This window comes from Nocardia aegles (genome assembly GCF_052545135.1).
In genome coordinates, this window is record NZ_JBQWRI010000003.1 from 413,680 (window position 1) to 440,043 (window position 26,364).

General features: G+C 70.8%; 1 protein-coding gene (only partly in view). It reads right to left on the reverse strand.

Translation table 11 applies throughout. The features are described 5' to 3' along the window. A protein-coding gene (locus ACT89H_RS11880) for a non-ribosomal peptide synthase/polyketide synthase (protein WP_445108611.1) crosses the window boundary here: on the reverse strand, positions 1-26,004 show its 5' portion. 18,102 nt of this gene lie to the left of the window's left edge; only the first 26,004 of its 44,106 coding nucleotides appear in the window; it begins with the start codon at positions 26,002-26,004; its stop codon lies beyond the left edge, outside the window. Positions 26,005-26,364: the final 360 nt, after the last annotated feature.

The following is a 26,364-nucleotide window of genomic DNA, read 5'->3' on the forward strand; positions in this document are numbered from 1 at the left end:
CGGATGCTGCGGGCGCAGCGGCGCGATGCGCTCGGCGTCGATGACGGGGGTGTCCGCGTAGCCGGACAGGTCCAGCTCGTCGATGCGCAGCGTCGGGCGGCCCGCGCCGTCGAACGCGTCGCGCGCGGTGGTGAGTACGCAGACCGGGTCGGCCGAGTCGAGCACGTAGTGCACGCGGTCGGCGGGCTGATCCAGATCCAGCGGCACGTAGCCGCCGCCGGCCGCGTGCACCGCGTAGGCGGCCACGACCAGGTCCACCGAGCGGCGCAAGCCCAAGGCGACCAGCGTCTCCGGGCCGACGCCCGCCTCGATGAGACGGCGCGCCAATCGCCGCACCCGCGCGGCGAATTCGGCATACGTCAGCGACATTCCGGCAGCCGGGTCGATCACGGCGACCGCGTCCGGCGTGGCCGCGGCCTGCGCGTCGAACTCCTCGACCAGCGTGCTGGCCGGGCCGAGGTCGCGTGCGGTGTCGTTCCAGCCGCGCAGCGCCTGCTCGGTCTCCGGTTCGTCCAGCAGCGCGATATCGCCGATGGCGCGGTCCGGCTCGGCGGCGACGGCCTTCAGCAACCGGCCGAAGCGCCGCCCGAACTCGGCCATGGTGGCCGGGTCGAACAGATCGGTGGCGTAGATCAGCTCGGCCGCGATCCCCGCTGGGGTCGCGCCCGCGGGGTGCTCGGCGTCGCGTTCGGACAGCACCAGTTGCAGGTCGAATTTGGCCACGTCGATCGGCAACTCGACGCCGCTCACGGTCAGGCCGGGCAGCTCCAGGCTGTTCTGGCCAGTGTTCTGGAACGACAGCATCACCTGGAACAGCGGATGCCGCGCCTGCGAACGCGCCGGGTTCAGGATTTCCACCAGCCGCTCGAACGGCAGGTCCGCGTGCCCGAAGGCGGCGATGTCGACAGCGCGCACCGCACGCAGCAGCTCGGTGAACGTCGCGCCGGGCTCGATCGGGGTCCGCAACACGAGGGTGTTGACGAACATGCCGATCAGGTCGTCGAGCGCGCGCTCACCACGTCCGGCGACCGGCGTGCCGATCGCGATGTCCGCCTCGCCGGACAGCCGCGACAGCAGCACGGCCAGCGCGGTATGCGCCACCATGAACAGCGTCGCGCCCCTGGTCCGGGCCAGTTCGCCGAGCTGGGCGTGGGTCTGCGCGTCGATCTCGAAGACGTGCGTGGCGCCGCGGCCGGAGGCGACCGCCGGGCGCGGCCGATCCGACGGCAGGTCCAGCTGTTCGGGCACCCCGCGCAGCGTGTCCGACCAGAACGAGATCTGCTCGGAGATCACCGAAGCCGGGTCGTCCTCGGCGCCGAGCACCTGGCGCTGCCACAGCGCGAAGTCCGCGTACTGGACCTCCAGCGGATGCCAGGCGGGCTCACCGCCGTCGACGCGGGCGCCGTAGGCGGTCATCACGTCGCGGGTCAGCGGGCCCATGGAGAAGCCGTCGGCCGAGATGTGATGCACCACCAAGGCCAGCACGTGCTCGGTGGGGCTGATCTCGTACAGCCGGGCGCGGAAGGGCACTTCGGCGGTGACGTCGAAGGCCGTGCCGATCAGCTGCGAAAGCCGCTCGGGCAGTTCGGCTTCGGTGACGTCGATCGGCGTCAGGTCCGGAATGACCTTGGCCGTGGCCACGATCTGCTGCCGCGCGGCGCCGTCCACCTCGGGGTAGAAGGTGCGCAACGACTCGTGCCGGGCCAGCACATCGGCGACGGCGATCTGCAACGCCTGCCGGTCCAGCAGGCCGGACAGTCGCACGGCGGCCGGGATGTTGTCCACCGCCGAATCGGGGTCGAAGCGGTTGAGGAACCACATGCGCTGCTGAGCCAGCGACAGCGGCACCAGCTCCGGGCGCTGCTGCGGCGCCAGCGGGGCACGGCCGCCCGCGCCCGCTTTGGTCTCCGCGCGCGCCGCCAGCGCGACCACAGTGGACGCCTCGAACAGCTCGCGCACGCCGAGGTCGGTGTCCAGCGCGGCCGACAGCCGGGCGGCGACCTGGGTGGCCGACAGCGAGTTGCCGCCGAGTGCGAAGAAGTCGTCGTCCAGACCGACCCGCTCGAGGCCGAGCACGTCGGCGAAGGTGGCCGCGACGATCTCCTCGACCGGCGTGGTCGGGGCACGGAACACGGCGGCCTCGAACACCGGCGCGGGCAGCGCCTTGCGATCCAGCTTGCCGGAGGCGTTGAGCGGGAACTCGTCGAGCACCACCACGATCGACGGCACCATGTACGCGGGCAGCTGCCGGGCCAGGTCTTCGCGGACCAGGTCGGTATCCAGCGCGGTGTCCGGCGCGGGGATGACGTAGGCGACGAGCTGGTCGCCCGCGTGCGGGTCGGACCGCACCACGACGACCGACTGGGCGACTTCGTCCAGACCCGTGAGCGCCGACTCGATCTCCCCGAGCTCGATCCGCAGACCACGCAACTTGACCTGGAAGTCGGTGCGGCCCAAGTACTCGAGTTCACCGTGTTCGGTCCACACCACCAGGTCGCCGGTGCGGTACATCCGCGCACCCGGCTCGCCGTAGGGGTTGGCGACGAACCGGTCACCGGTCAGGTCCGGGCGCGCGACATAGCCACGTGCGAGCTGGGCACCCGCGAGGTACAGCTCACCCGCGACACCCACCGGCACCGGACGCAACCGGGCGTCCAGCACGAACACCTGCGTGTTGAACACCGGCGCACCGATCGGCACGGTCTCGATATCGGCGTCCACGACCTCGTGGAAGGTGACGTCGACCGCCGCCTCGGTCGGGCCGTAGAGGTTGTGCAGTGCGGCGCCGGTCAGCTCCCGCAACCGGTGCGCGGGCTTGGGCGGCAACGCCTCACCCGAGGCGAACACCAGCCGCAACGAATCGCATTGCGCCGCAGCGGCATCAGCCACGAACACCGCCAGCATCGACGGCACGAAGTGCGCGACCGTCACCTTTTCGGCGCTGATCATCTCCGCCAGGTACGCGGGGTCGCGATGGCCGTCCGGCTTCGCGACGACCAAGCGGGCACCGATCTGCAACGGCCAGAAGAACTCCCACACCGACACATCGAACGTCGCGGGGGTCTTCTGCAACACCACATCAGCCGAGGTCAACTGGTAGGCGGTCTGCATCCAGACGAGCCGGTTGACGATCGCGGCGTGCGAAACCGCCACGCCCTTCGGACGACCCGTCGAACCGGAGGTGAAGATCACGTAGGCGGTATTCGACGGACGCAGCGGCGCACGACGATCCGCGTCGGTGACCGGCGCCTCGGACAGGCCCTTCAGGTCCAGCAGGTCGATGCGCACCTGCGCGGTGTCGATGTCCAGATCGCTGCCGGCGGTCAGCACGCACACCGGATCGGCGGTGCCGAGGATGTATTCCGTGCGCTCGGCCGGGTGATCCGGGTCCAGCGGCACATACGAGCCACCGGCCACGGCGACGGCGTACATGCCGACCACCAGGTCGATCGAGCGCCGCATGCCCAGCGCCACATACGATTCCGCGCCCACGCCGCGCGCGATCAGCCAGCGCGCCAGCTGGTTCACCCGCCAGGAGAACTCGGCGTAGGACAGACTTGTCCCCTCGAACGTGATCGCCGTCGCGTCCGGAGTGCGTTCGACCTGGTCGTAGAACATCGACACCAACGTCGCGCCGGTGTCGGTCGGGTGCGCGGTGTCGTTCCAGCCGGACAGCACGAGCTCGCGCTCGGCGGCATCCAGCAGCTCGAGGTCACCGACCACGGCGTCGGGCTCAGCGGTGATCGCGGTGAGCACCCGGACCAAACGGTCGGCGATGCGGCGCACCGTCCGCTCGTCGAACAGGTCGCGCAGGTAGCCCGCGCGCACCCGCAGCCGCGAATCCAGCTGCGCGATCAGCGTCAGCGGGTAGTGCGTGGCGTCGGCCGCGTCCAGGCCGACCACGGCCATGCCGTCGATGTCCGCCGCCTGCGCCTGCAAGCCCGCGGCGTCGACCGGGTAGGACTCGAACACCACCAGGGTGTCGAACAGGCCGCCGATGCCCGCGACCGCCTGGATGTCGGCCAAGCCCACGTAGTGGTGGTCGAGCAGATCGGCCTGCTCGCCCTGGGTACGGACCAGCAGCTCGCGCACGGACTCCGACGAATCGAAGCGCACCCGCACCGGCACGGTGTTGATGAACAGGCCGACCATCGCCTCCACGCCGGGCAACTGCGCGGGACGACCGGAGACCGTGGTGCCGAACAGCACGTCGTCTCGGCTGGTCATGCGGCCGACGAGGATGCCCCAGGCCGTCTGCAACACGGTGTTCGGGGTGACGCCGAGCGAACCGGCCAGCTCGGTCAGCCGCGCGGTGGTCGCCTCGTCCAGGTCGAAGAAGTACTCGCCGGACAGCGAGGTGATCTCCCGACCGGCGTCGGGCCGCGCCAGCAGCGTCGGCTCGCCGACACCGCGCAGCGCCCGCGCCCACGCGGCCAGCGACGCCGCGTGATCCTGCTGCCGGGTCCAGTCCAGGAAGTGCCGGTAGGACCGCACCGCCGGCAACGCGGAGGCGTCCGCGTGGACGGCGTAGAGCACCAGCAGATCCCGCATGAGCAGCGGCATCGACCAGCCGTCGAGCAGGATGTGATGGTTGGACACCACGAACTGCCAGCGGTCGGCCGCGACCTGGATCAGCGTGAAGCGGATCAGCGGCGGCTCCGCCAGATCGAACCGCCGCGTACGGTCGGCCGCGATCAGATCCTCGGCCGCACCGGAGGCGATCCGGTCGTGCTCGGCCCACGCCACCCGGACGCTGTCCAGCACGATCTGCACCGGGTTGCCGTCGTGATCGGTGACGAACGCGGTGCGCAGGTTCTCGTAGCGGTCCAGCAGAGCCTGTGCGGCCGTGCGCAACCGGGCGGCATCCACCCGGCCGGTGAGCGTCAGCACCGCCTGGGCGGTGTACACGTCCACCGAACTCGCCGCGAGGCGGGCGTGGAACAGCAGACCGGCCTGCAACGCCGACAGCGGCCACACGTCGGCCAGCGCCGGGAAGCGCCGCTCCCACACGTCGATATCCCGCTGTGTGATCCCCCGCCCCAGACCACCCCGTGGACTGCGCACCAGCGCGAAGTCCGACGGGGTGTGCCCGCCCGCGCCCGCCGAATTGGCATGGCGCGCCACCGCTTCCAGCGCCGCGGTCCACAGCTCGGCGAACTCGCGCACCTCGGCGGCCGACAGGAGGGTCGACGGGTAGCCGATGTTCGCGGTCAGCTTGTCGCCCACCACGATCGCGTTCACGTCCAGCGGCGCCATCGCGGGCATGTCCGCGTCGTAGGCGCCGCCGAGCGCGCCGAGTTCCGGCGCGGGGATCCAGCCGAAGCCGCGCAGCGACTCCGGAACGTCACCGTCGACGACGCGGCCGAGGTAGTTGAAGCTCACCTGACCGGGCAGCTCGCGCGGCAGCTCGGCCGCGGTCTCAGGGTTCAGGTAGCGCAGCAGGCCGTAGCCGATGCCCTTGTCCGGCACCGCGAGCAACTGCTCCTTGACCGCCTTCACGGCCGCGCCCAGCGCGGGGCCGCCGGTGAACGCGGCGTCGACGTCGATGCCGGACAGATCGAACCGCACCGGGTAGATCGCGGTGAACCAGCCGACGGTGCGGGACAGATCCGCACCCGGCACCACGTCTTCCTCGCGGCCGTGGCCCTCCAGCCGGATCAGCAGCGAATTGTCGCCGCCGACGGCCACCCGCCGCGCCCGCCACTTCGCGGTGGCCAGCGCCAGCGCGGTGAGCAGGCCGTCGTTCACACCGCCGTGGAACAGCGCCGGAACCGTGGTGAGCAGGGCCTTGGTGACCTCGGTCGATACCTCGACCCGATGCTGGGCGATGACGCCCGAGGTATCGATCCGCGGGTCCATCGCACGCTCGGTCAGCAGCGGATCGGCCGCGGCGAGCACCGAACGCCAGTAGTCCAGCTCGGCCACCCGCTGCGGATCGGCCGCCGCGCGCTCCAGCGCGTGCGCCCAGGCCCGCATCGACGTGGCGGGGGCGACCAGCTCGGGCGTCTGCCCGGCGGTGCGCTGTCCCCACGCGGTGACGAAGTCCGGCACCAGGATGCGCCAGGAGACGCCGTCCACCACGAGGTGGTGGGCGACGACGATCAGGCGGCCGGCGCGCTCGGCGGAATCGGGCTCGAGCCAGACGAACCGGATGACCACGCCCGCGGCCGGATCGAGCCGGTCCAGCGACTCGTCCAGTGCCGCCGAGGCGATCTCGACCAGTTCGGCATCGCTGACGTTCGCGTCGAATTCGGTGCGATCGATCAGCGCGTCCACCGCGACCGTGCCGGGCGCCGCGGTCTCCACCACCCAGTCGTCGCCGTCGCGGCGCAGGCTCGCGCGCAGCATGTCGTGGCGATCGATGACAGCGCTCACCGTCGCCACGATTCCTGATCGGTCGATGCCGACCGGCAGTTCCAGCGCCAGCGTCTGGTTGAACCGGCCGAACGATCCGCGCCGCTCGGCCATGAACCGCACCACCGGCGTCAACGGCATGACGCCGATGCCGCCGCCCGGCGGCTCGGCCAGCGTCGCGGCCGACGCCTCGGCCGCCTCGGTGGTCTCCGCGACCGACGCCAGGCCCGCCACGGTGCGCTGCTCGAAGACGTGCCGCGGGGTGAACACCACACCGCGTGCCTTGGCCCGCGATACCAGCTGGATGGAGACGATGCTGTCGCCGCCGAGCGCGAAGAAGGAGTCGTCGACGCCGACCCGCTCCACGCCGAGCACCTCGGCGAACACTTCCGCGATGGTCTGCTCGACCGGCGTGCGCGCCGCGCGGAACACGACCTCGGTCGCGAACACCGGCTCCGGCAGCGCCTTACGGTCCAGCTTGCCCACCGGGGTGAGCGGCACACGGTCGATCACCATGATCGACGAGGGCACCATGTAGGCGGGCAGGCGCTGCTCGACGTGCCCGGTCAGCGCCGCAACGTCGATCGAATGTCCTTGCGCGGCAACGACATACGAGACCAGCGACACCGCGCCCGCGGCGCTCTTGTGGCCCACGGTGACCGCGAAGTCGACGCTCTCGTGCGCGGCGAGCGCGGCGTCGATCTCGCCGAGCTCGATGCGGAAACCGCGCACCTTCACCTGGAAGTCGGAGCGGCCGACGTATTCGACGACAAGCGATTCGCCTACGCCGGCGGGCGCGGAGTGCCCGACCCGGGTCCAGCGGACCACGTCACCGGTGCGGTACATCCGCGCGCCGGGCACGTACGGGTTGGCGACGAACCGCTCCGCCGACAGACCCGGGCGGGCGTGGTAACCGCGCGCCAGCTGGACGCCCGACAGATACAGCTCACCTGCGACACCCACCGGAACGGGCCTGAGCTGGGCGTCCAGGATCAGCGATTGCATGCCGCGGGTCGGGCCACCGATGGTGACCCGGTCGCCGGGCGCGAGCGCGTCGCTGATGTTGGTCATGATCGTGGTCTCGGTCGGGCCGTAACCGTTGTGGAAGCGGCGGCCCGAACCGTCCGGCGCGCCACCCCACTTGGCGACCAGATCGGCGGGCACCGCCTCGCCGCCGGCCACGATCACCCGCATACCGGCCAGCGCGGCCGAATCCAGCGACGCGAGCACCGACGGGGTGATGAAGGCGTGCGTGACCCGCTCACGGCGGATCAGCTCGGACAGTTCCTCGCCGCCGTACACGCCGGGCGGGCAGACCACCAGGGCGCCGCCGCGACCGATGGCCAGCAGGAACTCCAGGATCGACGCGTCGAAGCTGGGCGAGGCGAAATGCAATGCGCGCGTATCGGAATCGACGTCGTAGCGGGCGTTCTGCTCGTCGCGGAAGTTGGCCAGACCGGCGTGGGTGACCACGACGCCCTTGGGCACACCGGTGGAACCGGAGGTGTAGATGACGTAGGCTGGGTGCTCGGGCCGCACCGGGCGCACCCGATCGGCGTCGGTGACCGCGGCGTCGTCGAATCCGTCGAGATCCAGCTCGTCGAGCACCAGCCACTCGACCGATTCCGGCAGCTCGGCACGCACCGACGCCACGGTCAGACCGATCGGGGAGCCCGAATCGGTCACCATGTGCGCGATGCGGTCGGCCGGATAGGTCGGGTCGATCGGCACGAACGCGCCACCGGACTTCGACACCGCCCACTCGGCGAAGTACGACACCTCCGAGCGCGGCACGGCGATCGCCACCAGATCCTCGGTGCCGATGCCACGCTCGATCAGCAAGCGCGCCAAGCGGTTCGACCGCGCGTCCAGCTCGCCATACGTCAGCGTCGCGAAGCGACTCGATGCGGGGTGGTGGTCGGGCGACGCGTGGGCCGCGCTGCTCGCCTGGAACACCACGGCGGGCGCTTCCGGATCGATGGCGGCGGCCTCGGCGATCAGCTCCGGCAGCGTCCGCGCGGGCGAGGCGGGCGCTCCGGTGCGCGCGATCAGATCGGCCCGCTCGGCGGCGTCGAGCACGTCGATCGCGCCGACGGTGACCGACGGATCGGCCGCCACCGCCACGAGCACACGCTCCCAGCGGTCCGCGATGGCCGCCGCGGTGGACTCGTCGAACAGCTCGGTGGCGTAGGTGAGCGCCAGCGCCATCGCGCCGGAACCGCTTTCGCCGCGCTCGGCAAGGGTGAACTGCAAGTCGAAGCGCGCGACGTTCTCTTCCAGATCCAGGGCGGACACCGACAGCCCCGGCAGTTCCAGGGTGGTGCGCTCCAAGTTCTGGAACGCCAGCATCACCTGGAACAGCGGGTTGCGGGCCTGCGAGCGCTCCGGCGCGAGCAGTTCCACCAGCCGCTCGAACGGCACGTCGGCGTTGCCGTAGGCGTCCAGGTCGGTGCGGCGCACCCGGTCGAGCAGGCCGGCGAACGACTCGCCCGGCTCGATGCCCGTGCGCAGCACCAGCGTGTTGACGAACATGCCGACCAGGTCGTCGAGCGCGGCCTCACCGCGGCCCGCGACCGGGGTGCCGACCGCGACGTCGTCGCTGCCGGACAGCCGGGCCAGCAGCACCGCCAGCGCGCCGTGCATGACCATGAACAGCGACGCGCCGCGCTGCCGGGCGACCTCCTCCAGTGCGGCGACCAGCTCGCCGGACAGCTCGCGATGCAGCGTCGCGCCGCGGAACGAGGCGACGGCCGGACGCGGGCGGTCGGCGGGCAGGGCGAGCTCGTCGGGGATGCCGTCGAGCGCGTGCCGCCAGTAGGCGACCTGCTTCGCCAGCAGCGAGTCGGGATCGTCCTCCGAGCCGAGGAGTTCCCGCTGCCAGACGGCGAAGTCGGCGTACTGCACCGCAAGCGGCGCCCAACCGGGAGCGCTGCCGGTGCTGCGCGCGGTGTAGGCGGCCATCACGTCGCGGGTCAATGGGCCCATCGAGAAGCCGTCGGCCGCGATGTGGTGCACCACGACGACGAGCACGTGCTCGTCCGGCCCGGCCGCGTACAGCCGGGTGCGCAGCGGAACCTGCTCGGCCACATCGAATCCGGTGGTGACGAACTCGGTCACCGTCTGGATCAGCCGCGCCGGGTCCACCGCCACGGGACGCAGATCCAGAGCGATGTCCTCGGCGGGCACGATCACCTGGACCGGGGTGCCGCCGTGCTCGGGATAGCGGGTGCGCAGCGATTCGTGCCTGCGCACCACGTCGGCCACCGCCAACCGCAGCGCTTCGACGTCCAGCGCGCCGGTGAGCCGGATGGCGATCGGCAGGTTGTAGGCCGCCGAGGAGGTGTCGTACTTGTTCAGGAACCACATGCGCTGCTGCGCGAACGACAGCGGAACCAGTTCGCCGGCCGACCGCTCGCGGGCGACCAGCCGGGCGCGGGCCGCACCGTCGGCATGCGATTCCACCCGCGCCGCGAGCGCTTCCACCGTCGATGCCTCGAACAGGGTGCGCACCGCGACGGTCGTGCCCAGCGCGGCGCCGATGCGGGCGACCACCCTGGTCGCGATCAGCGAGTTGCCGCCGAGGTCGAAGAAGTCGTCGTCCACGCCGACCCGCTCCAGGCCGAGCACGTCGGCGAACACCGCCGCCACGGTCTCCTGCACGGGAGTGACCGGCGCGCGGAAGGCGCGCGAGATCGCCGTCGGCGCGGGCAACGCGCGGCGGTCCAGCTTCCCGTTGACGGTCAGCGGGATCCATTCCAGCCGCACCACGGCCGAAGGCACCATGTAGGCGGGCAGCTGCGCGGCCGCGCCGTCGCGCACCGCGTCCAGCGCGGGCTCGACGCCCGGCTCGGACACCACGTAGGCGACGATCCGCTGATCGCCGGGCTGGTCCTCGCGCACGATGACCGCTGCCTGGGCGATGCCGGGCTGAGCCAGGATCGCGGACTCGATCTCGCCGAGCTCGATGCGGAAACCGCGCACCTTCACCTGGTCGTCGGCGCGGCCCAGGTACTCGAGCTCACCGAAGCGGTTCCAGCGGGCGAGGTCGCCGGAGCGATACAGCCGCGCACCCGGCGCGTCGCCCATCGGGTCGGCGACGAAGCGAGTCGCGGACAGATCGGGACGCCCGAGGTAGCCGCGCGCCAATTGCGGTCCCGCCACGTACATCTCACCCGCGACGCCGACCGGCACCGGGCGCAACCGGCTGTCGAGCACGTACACCCGCAGACCGGCGATCGCGCGGCCGACCACGCTGCCGGAGGCGGCGGCGATGGTCGCGGCGTCCAGCGCGCGGTAGGACACGTGCACCGTGGTCTCGGTGATGCCGTACATGTTGACCAGCAGTGGTCCGGCGGAGGTACCGGTGCCGTCGCCGTGGCGCGCCACCCAATCCGACAGCCTGCGCAGCTCCAGCGCCTCACCGCCGAACACCACGTACCGCAGCGCCAACGGCGCGGCGGCGGGCGCGGCGTTCCGCTCCGCTTCGGCCAGCTGGTAGAACGCCGACGGCGTCTGGTTGAGCACCGTGACCCGCTCGGCGCGCAGCAGTTCCAGGAACTGCTCCGGCGAGCGCGAGGTGTAGTAGTCGACCACCACGAGGGTGCCGCCGAACAGCAGCGGACCCCACAGCTCCCACACCGAGAAGTCGAAGGCGTAGCTGTGGAACAGCGTCCACACGTCGTCGGGGCCGAAACCGAAGTCCCGGTCGGTGTTCGCGAACAGCCGCACCACGTTGCGGTGCGCGACCGCGACGCCCTTCGGGCGGCCGGTCGAGCCGGAGGTGTAGATCACGTACGCGACGTTGTCCGGCGTGAGCGCGGAATTACGGTCGGCGTCGGTGATCGGGGCGTCGTCGGCGTCCTCGACGTTGCCGGTCTCCACCGCGAACCCGTCGAGCACGACCGACGGCAGTCCGGCCGGCACCTCGACCTGCACCGTCGAGTCGAGCACCACGCTGGTCGGCCGGGAATCGGCGAGCACGTAGGCGATGCGCTCGGCCGGGTAGGTCGGGTCCACCGGCACATAACCCGCGCCGGTCTTCACCACCGCCAGCAGCGCGACCACCAGGTCCAGCGACCGCGGCAGGATCACCGCGACCAGCGTCTCCGGCCCCGCGCCGTCGCTGATCAGCCTGCGCGCCAGCACATTCGCGCGCCGGTCCAGCTCGGCGTAGGTCAGCGTCTCCACGCCGAAGCGGGCCGCGACGCGGTGCGGGTGCGCGGCCGCCGCCGCGTCGAACAGCCCGACCAGGGTGATGTCCGGATCGGCGAACAGGCCGGCGACACTCTCGGAGCCGGAGGACACCCAGCGCTGCGACACATCCAGCCGCTCGCCCTCGCCGAGCAGATCGATGTCGCCGATCGCCGCCCGCGGATCGTCGGCGACACCGCGCAGGATGCGCACGAAACGATCCGCGAACGCGGCCACCGTCTCCGGATCGAACAGTTCGGTGGCGTAGTTCCACGACAGCGTCAACCCGCCGTCGGCGGCCTCGCCCACGGTCAGCTGCACGTCGAATTTCGCGGTGCCCGGGTCGAACTCGACCGCGGCGACCTCGAGTCCGCCGGGCAGCGCGACGGTACCGAGATCGGTCGCCGATGCCGCCTCGAAGGTCAGCGCCACCTGGAACAGCGGATGGTGCGCCTGCGAGCGCGCCGGGCTGAGTACGTCCACCAGCCGCTCGAACGGCACGTCGGCGTTGGCGAACGCGGCCAGATCGGTGCGGCGCACCTGCTCGAGCAGCTCGTCGAAGCCCGCGCCGGGCTCCACCCGGCTGCGCAGCACGAGCGTGTTGACGAACATGCCGACCACGTCGTCGAGCGCGCGTTCACCGCGACCCGCGATCGGCGTGCCGATCGCGACGTCGGTGCTGCCCGACAACCGGCCCGCCCACACCGCCAGCGCGGCGTGCACCACCATGAACAGCGTCACGCCGCGGGCGCGCGCCAGCTCGGCCAGCGCCTCGTGCACCTGCGCGTCGACCGCGAAATCGTGCGTGCCACCGGCGTTCGAGGCGATCTCCGGCCGGGGCCGGTCGGCGGGCAGCTCGATCTGGTCGGGCAGGTCACGCAGTTGCTCGGTCCAGTAGGCGATCTGCCGGGCCGCGACGGATTCGGCGTCGTCCTCGGCGCCGAGCACCTCGCGCTGCCACAGCGCGTAGTCGGCGTACTGCACCTCGAGCGGGGCCCAGGACGGCGCCTCGCCGCGAGCGCGCTCGGTGTAGGCGAGCACCACGTCGCGCAGCAACGGCCGCAGCGAGAAACCGTCCGCGCTGATGTGATACATCACCAGCACCGCGACGTGCTCGGTCGCCGACAGCGACAGCAGGCTCGCCCGGAACGGGATCTCGGCGGTCACGTCGAAGCCGGCACTCGCCAGCTCGACGATCCGCGCGGGCAGCTCCCGCGCGGCGACCGGCTCGGCGACCAGGTCGAAGGCGACCTCACCGACCGGCAATACGCGCTGGTAGCCGGTGCCCTCCACCTCGGGGTAGATCGTGCGCAGCGCCTCGTGCCGCGCGAGCACGTCACCGATGGCCGCGCTCAGCGCGGCGACGTCCAGCGCACCGCTCAGTCGCAGCGCCACCGGGATGTTGTTCACCGCAGTGCGGTTGTCGAACCGGTTGAGGAACCACATCCGCTGCTGAGCCGGCGACAGCGGCACCAACTCGGGGCGCTCCCGCGCCACCAGCGGCGTCCGGCCGCCCGCACCGGCAGCCGATTCCACCTTCGCGGCCAGCGCGAGCACGGTCGACGCCTCGAACAGCGTGCGCACCGGGACCAGCGTGTTCAGCTCCTCGCCCAGCCGCGCCGCCACCTGCGTGGCGACCAGCGAGTTGCCGCCCAGCTCGAAGAAGTCGTCGTCCAGGCCGACCCGCTCCACGCCGAGCACCTCGGCGAAGGTCTCGGCCACGATCTCCTGCACCGGCGTGGCGGGTGCCCGGAACACCTTGGCCTCGAACACCGGCGCGGGCAGTGCCTTGCGATCGAGCTTGCCGGAGGCGTTGAGCGGGAACTCGTCCAGCACCACATAGGCCGCGGGCACCATGTACCCCGGCAGTCGCGCGCCGAGTTCGGCCTTGACCGACTCGACGTCCACCACCCGGTCCGGGTCCGTCACCAGGTACGCGACCAGCTGGTCGCCCAGCCGCTCGTCGGTGCGCACCACGACCACCGCCTGCGCTACCGAATCCAGTGCCGTGAGCGCCGACTCGATCTCGCCCAGCTCGATGCGCAGACCGCGCACCTTCACCTGGAAGTCGGTGCGGCCCAGGTACTCCAGCTCGCCGTCTTCGGTCCAGGCCACCAGGTCGCCGGTGCGGTACATCCGCTCGGCATCGCCGAACGGGTTGGCCACGAAGCGTTCGGTGGTCAGATCGGGGCGGCCCACGTACCCGTGCGCCAGCTGCGCGCCCGCGAGGTACAGCTCGCCGGGCACGCCGACCGGAACCGGCCGCAGCCGCGAATCCAGCACGTACACCTGGGTGTTGAACACCGGGGCGCCGATCGGCACCGACGCGGTGTCGTCGTCGGTCACCTCGTGGAAGGTGACGTCGACGGCGGCTTCGGTCGGGCCGTACAGGTTGTGCAGCCGCGCGCCGGTCAGCTCCCGCAACTTCTGCGCGGTCACCGCGGGCAGCGCCTCACCGGACGCGAAAACGTTGCGCAGGCTGGTGCATTCGGCCGCGCGCTGCTCGGCGGCGGTCGCATCGAGCGCGGCGACGAACACCGACAGCATGGACGGAACGAAGTGCGCCGTGGTGACTTGCTCGTCGACGATCAGCCGCGCCAGGTAGGCGGGATCGCGATGACCGTCCGGCTTCGCCACCACCAGGCGCGCGCCGACCTGCAACGGCCAGAAGAACTCCCACACCGACACGTCGAACGTCGCGGGCGTCTTCTGCACGACCACGTCGTAGGCCGCCAGGCCGTATTCGGCGTGCATCCACACCAGACGGTTGACGATCGCGGCGTGCGAGACCGCCACACCCTTCGGGCGACCGGTCGAGCCGGAGGTGAAGATCACGTACGCGGTATTGGCCGGACGCAGCGGCTTGTGCCGGTCGGCGTCGGTCAGCGGCTCGTCGGAGAACTCCGACAGGTCCAGCTGATCGATGCGCACCTGCCGGGAGACGGTGGTCTCCAGGTCGGAACCGGAGGTCAGCACGCACACCGGGCGCGCGGTCTCCAGGATGTAGTCGATGCGCTCGGCCGGATGATCCGGGTCCAGCGGCACGTACGCGCCGCCCGCGGCGTTCACCGCGTACATGCCGACCACCAGGTCGATCGAACGGCGCATCCCCAGCGCCACATATGATTCCGGCCCGACGCCGTTGACCTTGAGCCAACGCGCCAAGCGATGCACCCTGCGGGCGAACTCGGCGTAGGACAGACTTGTCCCCTCGAAGGTGACCGCGGGACTGTCCGGAGTGCGCGCGACCTGCGCCTCGAACAGCGAGACCAGGGTCGCGGCGGCGTCGCCGACCGGCGAGGTGAGCGCGGCGTCGACCGGGAATTCGGTGGCGTTCCACCGCTCGATCACCAAAGCCCGCTCGGCGTCGTCGAGCAGGTCGATGTCGCCGACGGTGACCGACGGATCGGCGGCGATACCGCGCAGCACACGCACGAAGCGCTCGGCGAACGTCCCGGCGAACGCCCCGTCGAAAAGATCGGTGGCGTAGACGAGTTCGGCGTCCATCGCCGTCTCGGCGCCGGGGACCTCGCTGAGCGTGAGCTGCAGGTCGAACTTCGCGGTCGGCTGGTCGATGCCCAGCTCGGAGACGGTGAGGCCGGGCAGTTCCAGCGCGGTGCGGCCGAGGTTCTGGAACGACAGCATCACCTGGAACAGCGGGTGGCGCGCCTGCGAGCGCGCCGGGTTGAGCACCTCGACCAGCCGCTCGAACGGCACATCCGCGTGCGCGAACGCCTGTAGGTCGCGCTCGCGGACCCGGGCGAGCAGCTCGGCGAACGGCTCGCCGGTGTCCACCTGAGTGCGCAGCACCAAAGTGTTGACGAACATGCCGACCAGATCGTCGAGCGCCTGCTCGCCACGACCGGCGACCGGGATGCCGATAGCGATGTCCTCGGAGCCGCTCGAGCGCGCCAGCAGGGCGGCGAAGGCGCCGTGCACCACCATGAACAGCGTGCTGCCGTGCGTCTGCGCGACCCGGTTCAGGTCCTCGATCAGCTCGCCCGGCACGCGGAACCGGTAGGTGCCCGCGCCGTAGGAGGCGACCGCGGGCCGCGGTCGTCCCGGCAGGCGCAGTTCGTCGGGCAGCCCGGCCAGCGTCTCGCGCCAGTAGTCGAGCTGCTCGGAGATCAGCGACGTCGGATCGTCCTCGGAGCCGAGCGTGTCGCGCTGCCACAGCGCGAAGTCCACGTACTGCACCGGCAGCGGCGGCCAGCCGGGCTCGGCCACGGAGGTGCGCGCCACGTAGGCGGTCATCAGGTCGCGCACCAGCGGACGCATGGAGAAGCCGTCCGCGGCGATGTGGTGCACCACGACGACCAGCACGTAGTCGTCCGGGGCGAGCCGGTAGGCGCGCAGGCGCACCGGCGGCTGGGTGGTCACGTCGAAGCCGCGCTCGACGAACTCGTAGAGCACACCCAGCAGTTGCCCCTCGGCCACCTCGACCACGTCCAGCTCGGGAATGGCCTTGGTGGCGTTGAGCACCCGCTGGTAGGCCACGCCGTCCCGGGACGGGTAGATGGTGCGCAGCGATTCGTGGCGCCCGACCACGTCGGCGATCGCGCCGCGCAGCGCGTCCAGATCCAGCGCGCCTTCCAGCCGCACCGCGGCCGGGATGTTGTAGGTGGCGGAGGCCGCGCCCGATGTGGTCGCCGCGCTCCCGATGTCGAAGCGGTTGAGGAACCACATCCGCTGCTGCGCCAGCGACAGCGGCGGGTGCTCGGGACGCACCTGCGCGGTGAGCGCCTGGCGCGCACCGCGTCCCGCGTGCGACTCGATCCGCGCGGCCAGCGCGCCCACGGTCGGGGCCTCGAACAGCACGCGCACACCGACCTCGGTGTTCAGCGCCGCGCTGACCCGGGCGACCACCTGGGTGGCCACCAGCGAGTTGCCGCCGAGCTCGAAGAAGTCGTCGTCCACGCCGACCCGCGGCACGCCGAGCAGGTCGGCGAAGATCTCCGCGACGATCTCCTCGATCGGGGTCGAGGGAGCGCGGAACACCCTGGCCTCGAACACCGGAGCGGGCAGTGCCCTGCGATCCAGCTTGCCGGAGGCGTTCACCGGGAAGGCGTCCAGCACGACCAGCGCGGCCGGGACCATGTAGCCGGGCAGCGCCGCGGCCAGCGCGGTCTTCACCTCGTCGATGTCCACCGCCGCGTACGGTTCGCCGACCAGGTAACCCACCAGCTGATCGCCCGCGTGCGCGTCGGAGCGCAGCACGACCACCGACTGCGCGATCCCCGGCTGCGCCAGCAGCGCGGCCTCGATCTCGCCCAGCTCGATACGCAGACCGCGCAGCTTCACCTGGAAGTCGGTGCGGCCCAGGTACTCCAGTTCGCCGTCCGGCGTCCAGGCCACCAGGTCACCGGTGCGGTACATCCGCTCGCCGGGCGCGCCGTACGGGTTGGCCACGAACCGATCCGCGGTCAGGTCCGAGCGGCCCAGGTAGCCGAGCGCCAGCTGTTCGCCCGCCAGATACAGCTCACCCGCGACACCCGGCGCGACCGGGTGCAGACGGCTGTCGAGCACGAAGACCCGGGTGTTCCACACCGGGCGTCCGATCGGCACCGACACCGTATCGGCCTCGGTGGCCTCGTGATAGGTCACGTCGACCGCGGCCTCGGTCGGGCCGTACAAGTTGTGCAGCCGCGCGCCGGTCAGCTCGCGCAGACGTTGCGCCGTCTGCGCGGGCAGCGCCTCACCGGAGGCGAAGACCTGCCGCAGCCGCGGCGCGGGCAGTCCGTCGCCGTTCTCGCTGCCCAGCGTGGAGACGAAGACCGAGAGCATGGACGGCACGAAATGCGCCGTGGTGATCTGCTTCTCGGCGATGATCTGGGACAGGTACACCGGGTCGCGGTGCCCGTCCGGACGCGCCACGACCAGCCGGGCGCCGGTCTGCAACGGCCAGAAGAACTCCCACACCGACACGTCGAACGTGGCGGGCGTCTTCTGCAGCACCGCGTCGTCGCGACCGATCGGGTACTCGTGCTGCATCCACCGCAGCCGGTTCACGATCGCGGCGTGGCCGACCGCCACACCCTTCGGGCGTCCGGTGGAGCCGGAGGTGAAGATCACATACGCGGTGTTCTCCGGCCGCAGCGGGCGGATGCGCTCGGCGTCGGTGATCGGCGCGCCGCTGGTCGCGGCGAAACCGGGCAGGCCCTCGATGCCCTCGATCGACAGCGCGGTCACCGCGGGCTGCGGGTCCAGGCCGAATCCGTCCGCCGCGCGGTACAGGATCATCCGTGGCCGCGCGGTCTCGATGATGTAGTTGATGCGATCGGCGGGCTGATCCGGGTCCAGCGGCACGTAGGCCGCGCCGGTCTGCACCACCGCGTACATCGCCACGACCAGTTCGGTGGAACGCCGCAGCGCCAGCGCCACCAGTGATTCCGGGCCGACGCCCGCGCCGATGAGCCGGCGGGCGATGCGGTTGGTCCGCTCCTGGAACTGGCGGTAGGTCAGCCGCTCGCCTTCGAAGTCCAGCGCGATCGCGTCCGGCGTTGCCGCCGCCTGCGCGTCGAACAGCGAGACCAGCGTCGCGACCTGGTCCACCGGGTGTCCGGTGTCGTTCCAGTCGATCAGCACCCGCGCGCGTTCCTCGGACGCGAGCAGGTCGATGTCGCCGATCGGGACGTCCGGGTCGGCGGTCACGGCCGCGAGGATGCGGTCCAGGCGCCGGGCGAACGCAGCGACGGTCGGCTCGTCGAAAAGATCCAGCGCGTAGGAGAACTCGGCCGACATGCCCGCCGAGTCGCCGTGTTCGTCCTGGGTCTCCGACAGGGTGAGCTGCAGGTCGAACTTGGCCAGCCGGGCGTCGTAGTCGATGCCGTTGACCGAGAGACCGGGCAGTTCCAGACTGGCCTGCCGGGTGTTCTGGAAGGTCAGCATCACCTGGAACAGCGGGTGGCGCGCCTGCGAGCGCGCCGGGTTGAGCACCTCGACCAGCCGCTCGAACGGCACGTCGGCGTGCGCGAACGCGTGCAGATCGGTCTCGCGGGCGCGGGCGAGCAGGTCGGCGAAGCTCATCGCGCCGTCCACCTCGGTGCGCAACACCAGGGTGTTGACGAACATGCCGATCAGGTCGTCCAGCGCCGCCTCACCGCGGCCGGCAACCGGGGTGCCGATCGCGATATCGCTGGTGCCGCTGGCGCGGGCCAGCAGTACCGCCAGCGCGCTGTGCAGCACCATGAACAGCGACGCGTTGTGCCTGCGCCCCAGCTCGACCAGGGCGCGCTGGGTCTCGCCGGAGATCACGAACGGGTAGGTGCCGCCGCGGTAGGACGCGACGGCGGGACGCGGCCGGTCCGACGGCAGCACCAATTCGTCGGGCAGATCGGCCAGTTCGCGCGTCCAGTAGCGGATCTGGCCGGCGATCAGCGAACTCGGGTCGTCCTCGGAGCCGAGTACCTCGCGCTGCCACAGCGCGTAGTCGGCGTACTGCACCGGCAGCGACGACCACGCGGGCGCCTCCCACGACGTGCGAGCGGCGTAGGCCACCATGACGTCGCGGGCCAGCGGGCCCATCGACCAGCCGTCGGCCGAGATGTGGTGCACCACCATGCCGAGCACGTACTCGGTCTCGCTGATCTCGAACAACCGGGCGTGCAGCGGCACTTCGCTGGTCACGTCGAACGCCATCGACGCCAGCTCGACCAGGTGATCGATCAGGTTGTACTCGGTCACCGGCACCGGGGTCAGATCCGGCACGATCTGCGCCGCGTCCAGCACCACCTGCACCGGGCCGATCCTGGTCTCCGGGAACACCGTCCGCAGCGACTCGTGCCGGTCGATCACGTCGATCACCGCGACCTGCAACGCGGCGATGTCCAGATCGCCGGACAGCCGGATCGCGACCGGGATGTTGTTCACCGCCGAGGAGGTGTCGAACCGGTTGAGGAACCACATGCGCTGCTGCGCCAGCGACAACGGCACCTGCTCCGGACGGTGCCGGGCGACCAGCGCCTTGCGCGCGCCGTCACCGGCGTGCGACTCCACCCGCGCGGCCAGCGCCGCGACCGTGGACGCCTCGAACAGCATGCGCACCGGCACCCTGGTGTCCAGCGCGATGCCGAGGCGGGAGGCCACCTGGGTGGCGATCAGCGAGTTGCCACCCAGCTCGAAGAAGTCGTCGTCCACGCCGACGCGGGAGATGCCGAGCACCTCACCGAAGATCTGCGCGACGATCTCCTCGATCGGCGTGGTCGGAGCGCGGAATTCGCGCACCTCGAACACCGGCGCGGGCAGCGCCTTGCGGTCCAGCTTGCCGGAGGCGTTCAGCGGGAACGCCTCGAGCACCATGATCGCCGAGGGCACCATGTACGCGGGCAGCGTGCGGTGCAGCGCGTTCCTGATGCTGTCCAAGTCGACCGGGCCGCCGCCGGTGACCACGTAGGCGACCAGCTGGTCGCCCGCGACGGTGTCCATGACCAGCACCACGGCCTGGGTGACGGCCGGGTGGTCGAGCAGGGCGGTCTCGATCTCGCCGAGCTCGATGCGCTGACCACGGAACTTCACCTGGAAGTCGGTGCGGCCGATGTATTCCAGCACGCCGGCGCTGCCCACCTCGGGATCGCGCGGGCGCACCCAGCGCACCAGGTCGCCGGTGCGGTACAGGCGCGAACCGGGCGGGCCGAACGGGTCGGCGACGAAACGTTCGGCGGACAGGTCGGGGCGGTCGTGGTAGCCGCGGGCGGTCTGCACACCGCCGAGGTACAGCTCGCCGGGCACGCCGACCGGAACCGGGGCGAGGCCCTCGTCCAGCACGTAGGTCTGCGCGTTCCACACCGGACGGCCGATCGGCACCGACGTGGGCGCGACCTCGTTGAGCCACCAGGCGGTGGCGTGCACGGTGAACTCGGTTGGGCCGTACAGGTTGTGCACCGCGGCGGTGGAGAACTGCCGGAACGCGGTGACGGTGGCCGGCGGCAGCGCCTCACCGGCGACGAGAACCGCCCGCAGCGAGGCGCATTCGGCGGTGTCGGCGGACCCGGCGAACACCGAGAGCATCGACGGCACGAACGAGGTCATGGTGACCCGGTGGCGTCCGATGATCTCCGACAGGTAGATCGGATCGCGGTGGCCGTCGGGCGCGGCGATCAGCATGCGGGCGCCGACGGTCAGCGTGCCGAACAGCTCCCACACCGACACGTCGAAGGTCACCGGCGTCTTCTGCAGGATGACATCGGCCGGGCCGATGCGGTATTCGGCGGTGATCCAGGCGATCTGGTTGACCACGGACGCGTGGCTGACCGCGACGCCCTTCGGGCGTCCGGTGGAACCGGAGGTGTAGAGCACGTACGCGGTGTTCGCGCCGCGCAGCGGGGCGCGACGCTCGGCGTCGGTGACCGGACCCTCGTCGAATTCGCTCAGGTCCAGCGTGTCCAGCGTCAGCACCGGGATGTCCGCGGCGGTGACATTGTCGGCGGTGGTGGTGAGCACGCACACCGGCGACGAGCTGTCGAGCACGTACTCGGTGCGTTCGGCCGGGTGATCGGGGTCGATCGGCACATAGCCGCCACCGGCGGTCAGCGTGGCGTAGATCGCCACCAGCATGTCCACCGACCGGCGGATGCCGACCGCGACCAGCTGTTCGGGGCCGACGCCCGCGTCGATCAGCTTGCGCGCCAGGCGGTTCACCCGGGCGGCGAACTCGGCGTAGGTCAGCTCGACCGGCGCGCCGAACTCCTCCGCGCCGCGCGTGCCGCCGTCGAACACGACGGCGAGGTCGTCGGGCCTGCTGCGCACCTGCTGCTGGAAAAGCTCGAGCACAGTGGCGGCGGGCACGTCGTGGCGAGTGTGATTCCACTCGGTCAGCACCCGGGCGCGCTCGGCCTCGTCGAGGATCTCGATGTCGCGCACCGTGGTTTCCGGCGCGGCCACGGCGGCTTCCAGCACGCGCAGGTAGCGGCGGCCGAATTCGGCCACGGTGGAAGCGTCGAACAGGTCGGTGGCGAAGGAGACGACCGCGCCCATGCCTGCGGGCTCGCCGTTCGCCCCACGTTCCTCGGTGACCGTCCACTGCAGGTCGAACTTCGCGATGTCGACCTCGAGCTCGTCGGCGGTCACCGAGAGCCCGGGCAGTTCCAGCGTCGCGTGCGACATCTCCTGGAACGACAGCATCACCTGGAACAGCGGGTGACGCGCCTGCGAGCGGGTCGGGTTGAGCACCTCGACCAGGCGTTCGAACGGAACGTCCGCGAACGCGAACGCGGCCAGGTCGGTTTCCCTGGTGCGGCCGAGGAACTCGGCGAACGACTCGCCGCCGTCCACCTCCGAACGCAGCACGAGGGTGTTGACGAACATGCCGATCAGGTCGTCGAGCGCCTGCTCGCCGCGCCCGGCGACCGGGGTGCCGATCGCGATGTCGCTGGTGCCGGACAGGCGGGCCAGCAGCACGGCCAGCGAGGCGTGCATGACCATGAACAGGCTGACGCCCTGCGCGCGGGCCAGCGCGACCAGCCGCCGGTGCAATTCGGCGTCGATGTCGAAGCTCACCCGGCTGCCGTGGAAACTCTGCACCGGCGGACGCGGGCGGTCCGCGGGCAGGTCGAGCTGATCCGGCAGGCCGGCCAGCGCCCTACGCCAGTAGGCGATCTCGCGCGCCGCCATGGACGCGGGATCGGATTCCGCGCCGAGCAGTTCGCGCTGCCAGACGCTGAAGTCCTGATACTGCACCGGCAGCGGCGCCCAGCTCGGCGCTTCGCCCGCGGCGCGGGACAGGTAGGCGGCAGCCACGTCGCGCGCCAGCGGTCCGAAGGAGAAGCCGTCGGCCGCGATGTGGTGCACGACGAACGCCACCGCGTAGTCGCCCGCACCGTTGCCGCGCCCGCCGGTGACCGCGAAGACCCGCACCCGGATCGGCAGTTCACGCGAGACGTCGAAGCCGCGCGCGGCGAATTCGGCCAGCGCGCCGTGCAATTCGGCCTCGTCGATCGGCTGCACCTCGATGCCGAGATCGACCTGGTCGACCGGCAGCACCTGCTGGTAGCCGCCGTCGCCGGACTCGGGGAAGATCGTGCGCAGCGACTGCTGCCGCTCGACCACGTCCAGCAGCGCCGACTGCAACGCCGCCAGGTCCACCTGGCCGCGCAACCGCACCACGAACGGCAGGTTGTAGGTCGGCACGGTCGGGTCGAACTGGTTGATGAACCACATGCGCTGCTGCGCCAGCGACAGCGGCACCCGCTCCGGCAGCTGCTGGGCCACCAGCGGCGGACGCGATTCACCCACGGGCGCGGCGGTTTCCGCGCGCGCCGCGATCGCGGCGACGGTCGGGGTCTCGAACAGCGCTCGCACCCCGATCTGGATGCCGAACGCGGCGCCGATGCGCGCCACCACCTGCGTGGCGACCAGCGAGTTGCCGCCCAGATCGAAGAAATTGTCGTCGATGCCGATGCGCTCCTGGCTGAGCACGTCGGCGAAGATGCCCGCCACGATCTGCTCGGCCTGGGTGCGCGGCGCGCGGAAATCACCGGCGTCGGCGCTGAACACGGGCTCCGGCAGGGCCTTGCGGTCCAACTTGCCGCTGGTGTTGAGCGGGAAGGCGTCCAGCACCATGATCGACGCGGGCACCATGTAGCTGGGCAGCTTCTCGGCGGCGAACCTGGTCAGCTCCAGCGGCTCCACGGTGCGACCGGGAGCGGGAACGACGTAGGCCACCAACTGCTGACCGGTCGCGGTGTCCACCACCAGCACCACGGCCTGGCTGACCGCGGGGTGGGCGAGCAGACCGGTTTCGATCTCGCCCAGCTCGATGCGCTGACCGCGGAACTTCACCTGGAAGTCGGTGCGGCCGATGTATTCCAGCGTGCCCGCCTCGTTCCAGCGCACGAGGTCACCGGTGCGGTACATCCGCTCACCCGTGCTCGACAGCGGGTTGGCGACGAAGCGATCCGCGGTCAGGTCGGGACGGCCGCGGTAGCCACGCGCCAGCTGACGCCCGCCGAGGTACAGCTCACCCGGCGCGCCGATCGCGACCGGGCGCAGCCGCGAATCCAGTACGTAGACCTGGACGTTCCATTCCGGGATACCGATCGGCACGGTCACCGTGTCGGCGGCCGTCGCCTCCCAGTACGTCACCGAGACCGCGGCCTCGGTCGGGCCGTAGAGGTTGTGCAGCCCCGCCGGAGCGGAGCCTGCGGAGCGACCGTCGAGCGCAGCGGTGATCTCTCTGAATTTCGCCGCGGTCTCCGGCGGAAGCGCCTCGCCGATCACGAAAACCGCACGTAGCGTGGCACATTGGGCCGGCGTGGCATGCGCGACGAACACCGTCAGCATGGACGGGACGAAGTCGGTCACGGTGACCCCGTGCCGGGCGATCATCTCCGCCACGTACAGCGGGTCACGGTGCCCGTCCGGTGACGCGATGACCAGCTTCGCGCCCACCAGCAGCGGCAGGAAGTAGCCCCACAGCGACACGTCGAACGTGGTCGCGGTCTTCTGCAGGTACACGTCCGACGCGGTCAGCCGGTACTCGTCGAGCATCCACAGCTGCTGGTTGACGATCGCGTGATGGGTGACCGCCACGCCCTTGGGGCGGCCGGTCGAACCCGAGGTGTAGATGACGTAGGCGGTGTTGTCCGGACGCAGCGGCGCGAGACGGTCGGCGTCGGTGACCGGATCGGCGGAGTACCCCGAGGTGTCCAGGGTGTCGATCGCCACCCGCCGCACCGACTCCGGCAGCTCCAGCTCGTCGGCCGAGTGCGTCAGCACGCACACCGGCGCGGCGCTGTCGAGGATGTAGGCGGTGCGCTCGGCCGGATGATCCGGATCGATCGGCACGTACGCGCCACCGGCCTTCAGCACCGCGTGCATGCCGATCACCAGCTCCAGCGAGCGGCGCATACCCAGCGCGACCAGCGATTCCGGGCCGACGCCGTCGGCGATCAGAAAACGAGCCAGCCGGTTGACCCGCGCGCCGAACTCCGCGTAGGTGAGGGTCGCGCCCTCGAAGTCGAGCGCGACGTGGTCCGGGGTGAGCGGCATCTGCGCGTCCAGCAGCGCCGCCAGCGTGGTCGCCGGAACTTCCTGCTCGGAGTCGTTCCACTCCAGCAGCGTCCGCTCGCGCTCGTCGGCGGTGGTGACCGGAAGGTCCCACACCGCCTCGTGCGCCCCGGCGGCGAGGAAACGATCGAAGAACTCGAGGAAGCGACCGTGGTGACGGCGCGCCTCGTCCTCGGTGTAGAGGTTGGGGTTGGTCTCGAAGTCGATGTGCGAGCGCGTGCCCGCGACCGACTGGTAGAAGTTGACGCCCAGATCCTCGATGCTGCCGGTGGACAGCACATGCATCTGACCGACCACCGAGCCGAGCACGATCTCGTCGTGGAACAGCATGATGTTGACCCACGGCCCGAAGAACTCCGTGGTCACCACGCCGTCACCGGCCGCGTCGCGGCGGATGTCCTCGTGCCGGTACCGCTGGTGCCGCAGCGCGCCGGACACCTCGACCCGCACCTGCTCCAGCAGCTGCGACACCGTCGTGTCGTGGCCGACGTGCAGCCGCAGCGGCACGATGTTCGACGACGCACCGCCCGAGCGGCGCATTACTGCGGTGGTGCGCGCGGTCACCGGCAGGCTGAGAATGACGTCCTCGACGCCGTTCCACTGCGCCAGATACGCCGCGAAACTCGCGAGCAGCAGGCCGGCGGGCGAGGAATCGTGCCGCGCGACGGCCGCGTCCAGCGAGGCGTTCTGATCGTCCGACAGCGCGGCGCTGGCGATGCCGTTGATCGCGGCGGGCGGCGCGGAACGCCCAGTCAGGCTGGTGCCTTCCTCCAGGCCCGCCACCCGCTGGGCCCAGTACTCCTTGTCGGAGGTGAAGCGGGAACTGTCCCGGTAAGCGACCTCCTGCTCGAACAGCGTGCGCAGATCCGTCGCCTTCGACGGCGCGGGCTCCACACCATCGGCGTAAGCGGTGTACAGCTCGGCGATCCGGTTGACGTTCGTCATGGCGCCGAAGCCGTCGAGCGCGATGTGATGCGAGCGGCTGTACCAATACCAGTGGTCGTCGGCCAGCTGCAGCGCGGCGGCTTTGATCAGCCGATCGGCGGTCAGATCGAGCGGACGGCTGTACTCCGCGCGCATCCACGCCAGCGCCGCGGCCTCCGGATCCGCCTCGGCGCGCAGGTCGACGTACTCGACCCGGTCGTAGTCGGCGATCGAGTGGTCGACGAACTGCGACGGCTCACCGTCACGTTCGACGATCCGCAGGAAACCCGAACCCAGCTCGTGCGACGCGTCGATGCTGGCCCGGTTGAGCAGCTCGACATCCAGCTCCCCGCGCAGGTCGACGTACTGCGCGATGTTGACCGGCACCTGCGGGTCGACATGCTGCGCGTACCAGATACCGAGCTGAGCGGGGGACAACGGGAAAGCGCCGGACAAGCCGGGATCCGCCCCAGCACCAGCGTCCGTCCGTTCGCCACCAGTTTCGCCGTTTCCGCCGAAATCCAGCCGGTCCAACCGTAACCTCGCTTCCGGAACACCACGCAAGCGCTCCCCGACCGCACCCAGAGCGGGCGCGCACCTATCCGAGCGTGGCGCCTGCGTCTCCAGGTTGAGTTCTCACATCAAATCAGGCAAAAAATGTTCATTTGAACTATCTGTCCAACAGGCCGGGCTTGTTACATGGGCTCGACCGCGCCCAGAACCCACCGACCGGCTCCGCCGGGACCTTCTTTGCGAATCACCGGATCAATCTACCGTCGCCCCCGGCGGCCGACCAACCAACTTTCATAGCTGATGAGCATCGGAACTGGTAGGAGCGTCGCAAGAGGTCTTCCAGGTAGATGTTGCGGTTATCACATGTGTCACCGTGGCACC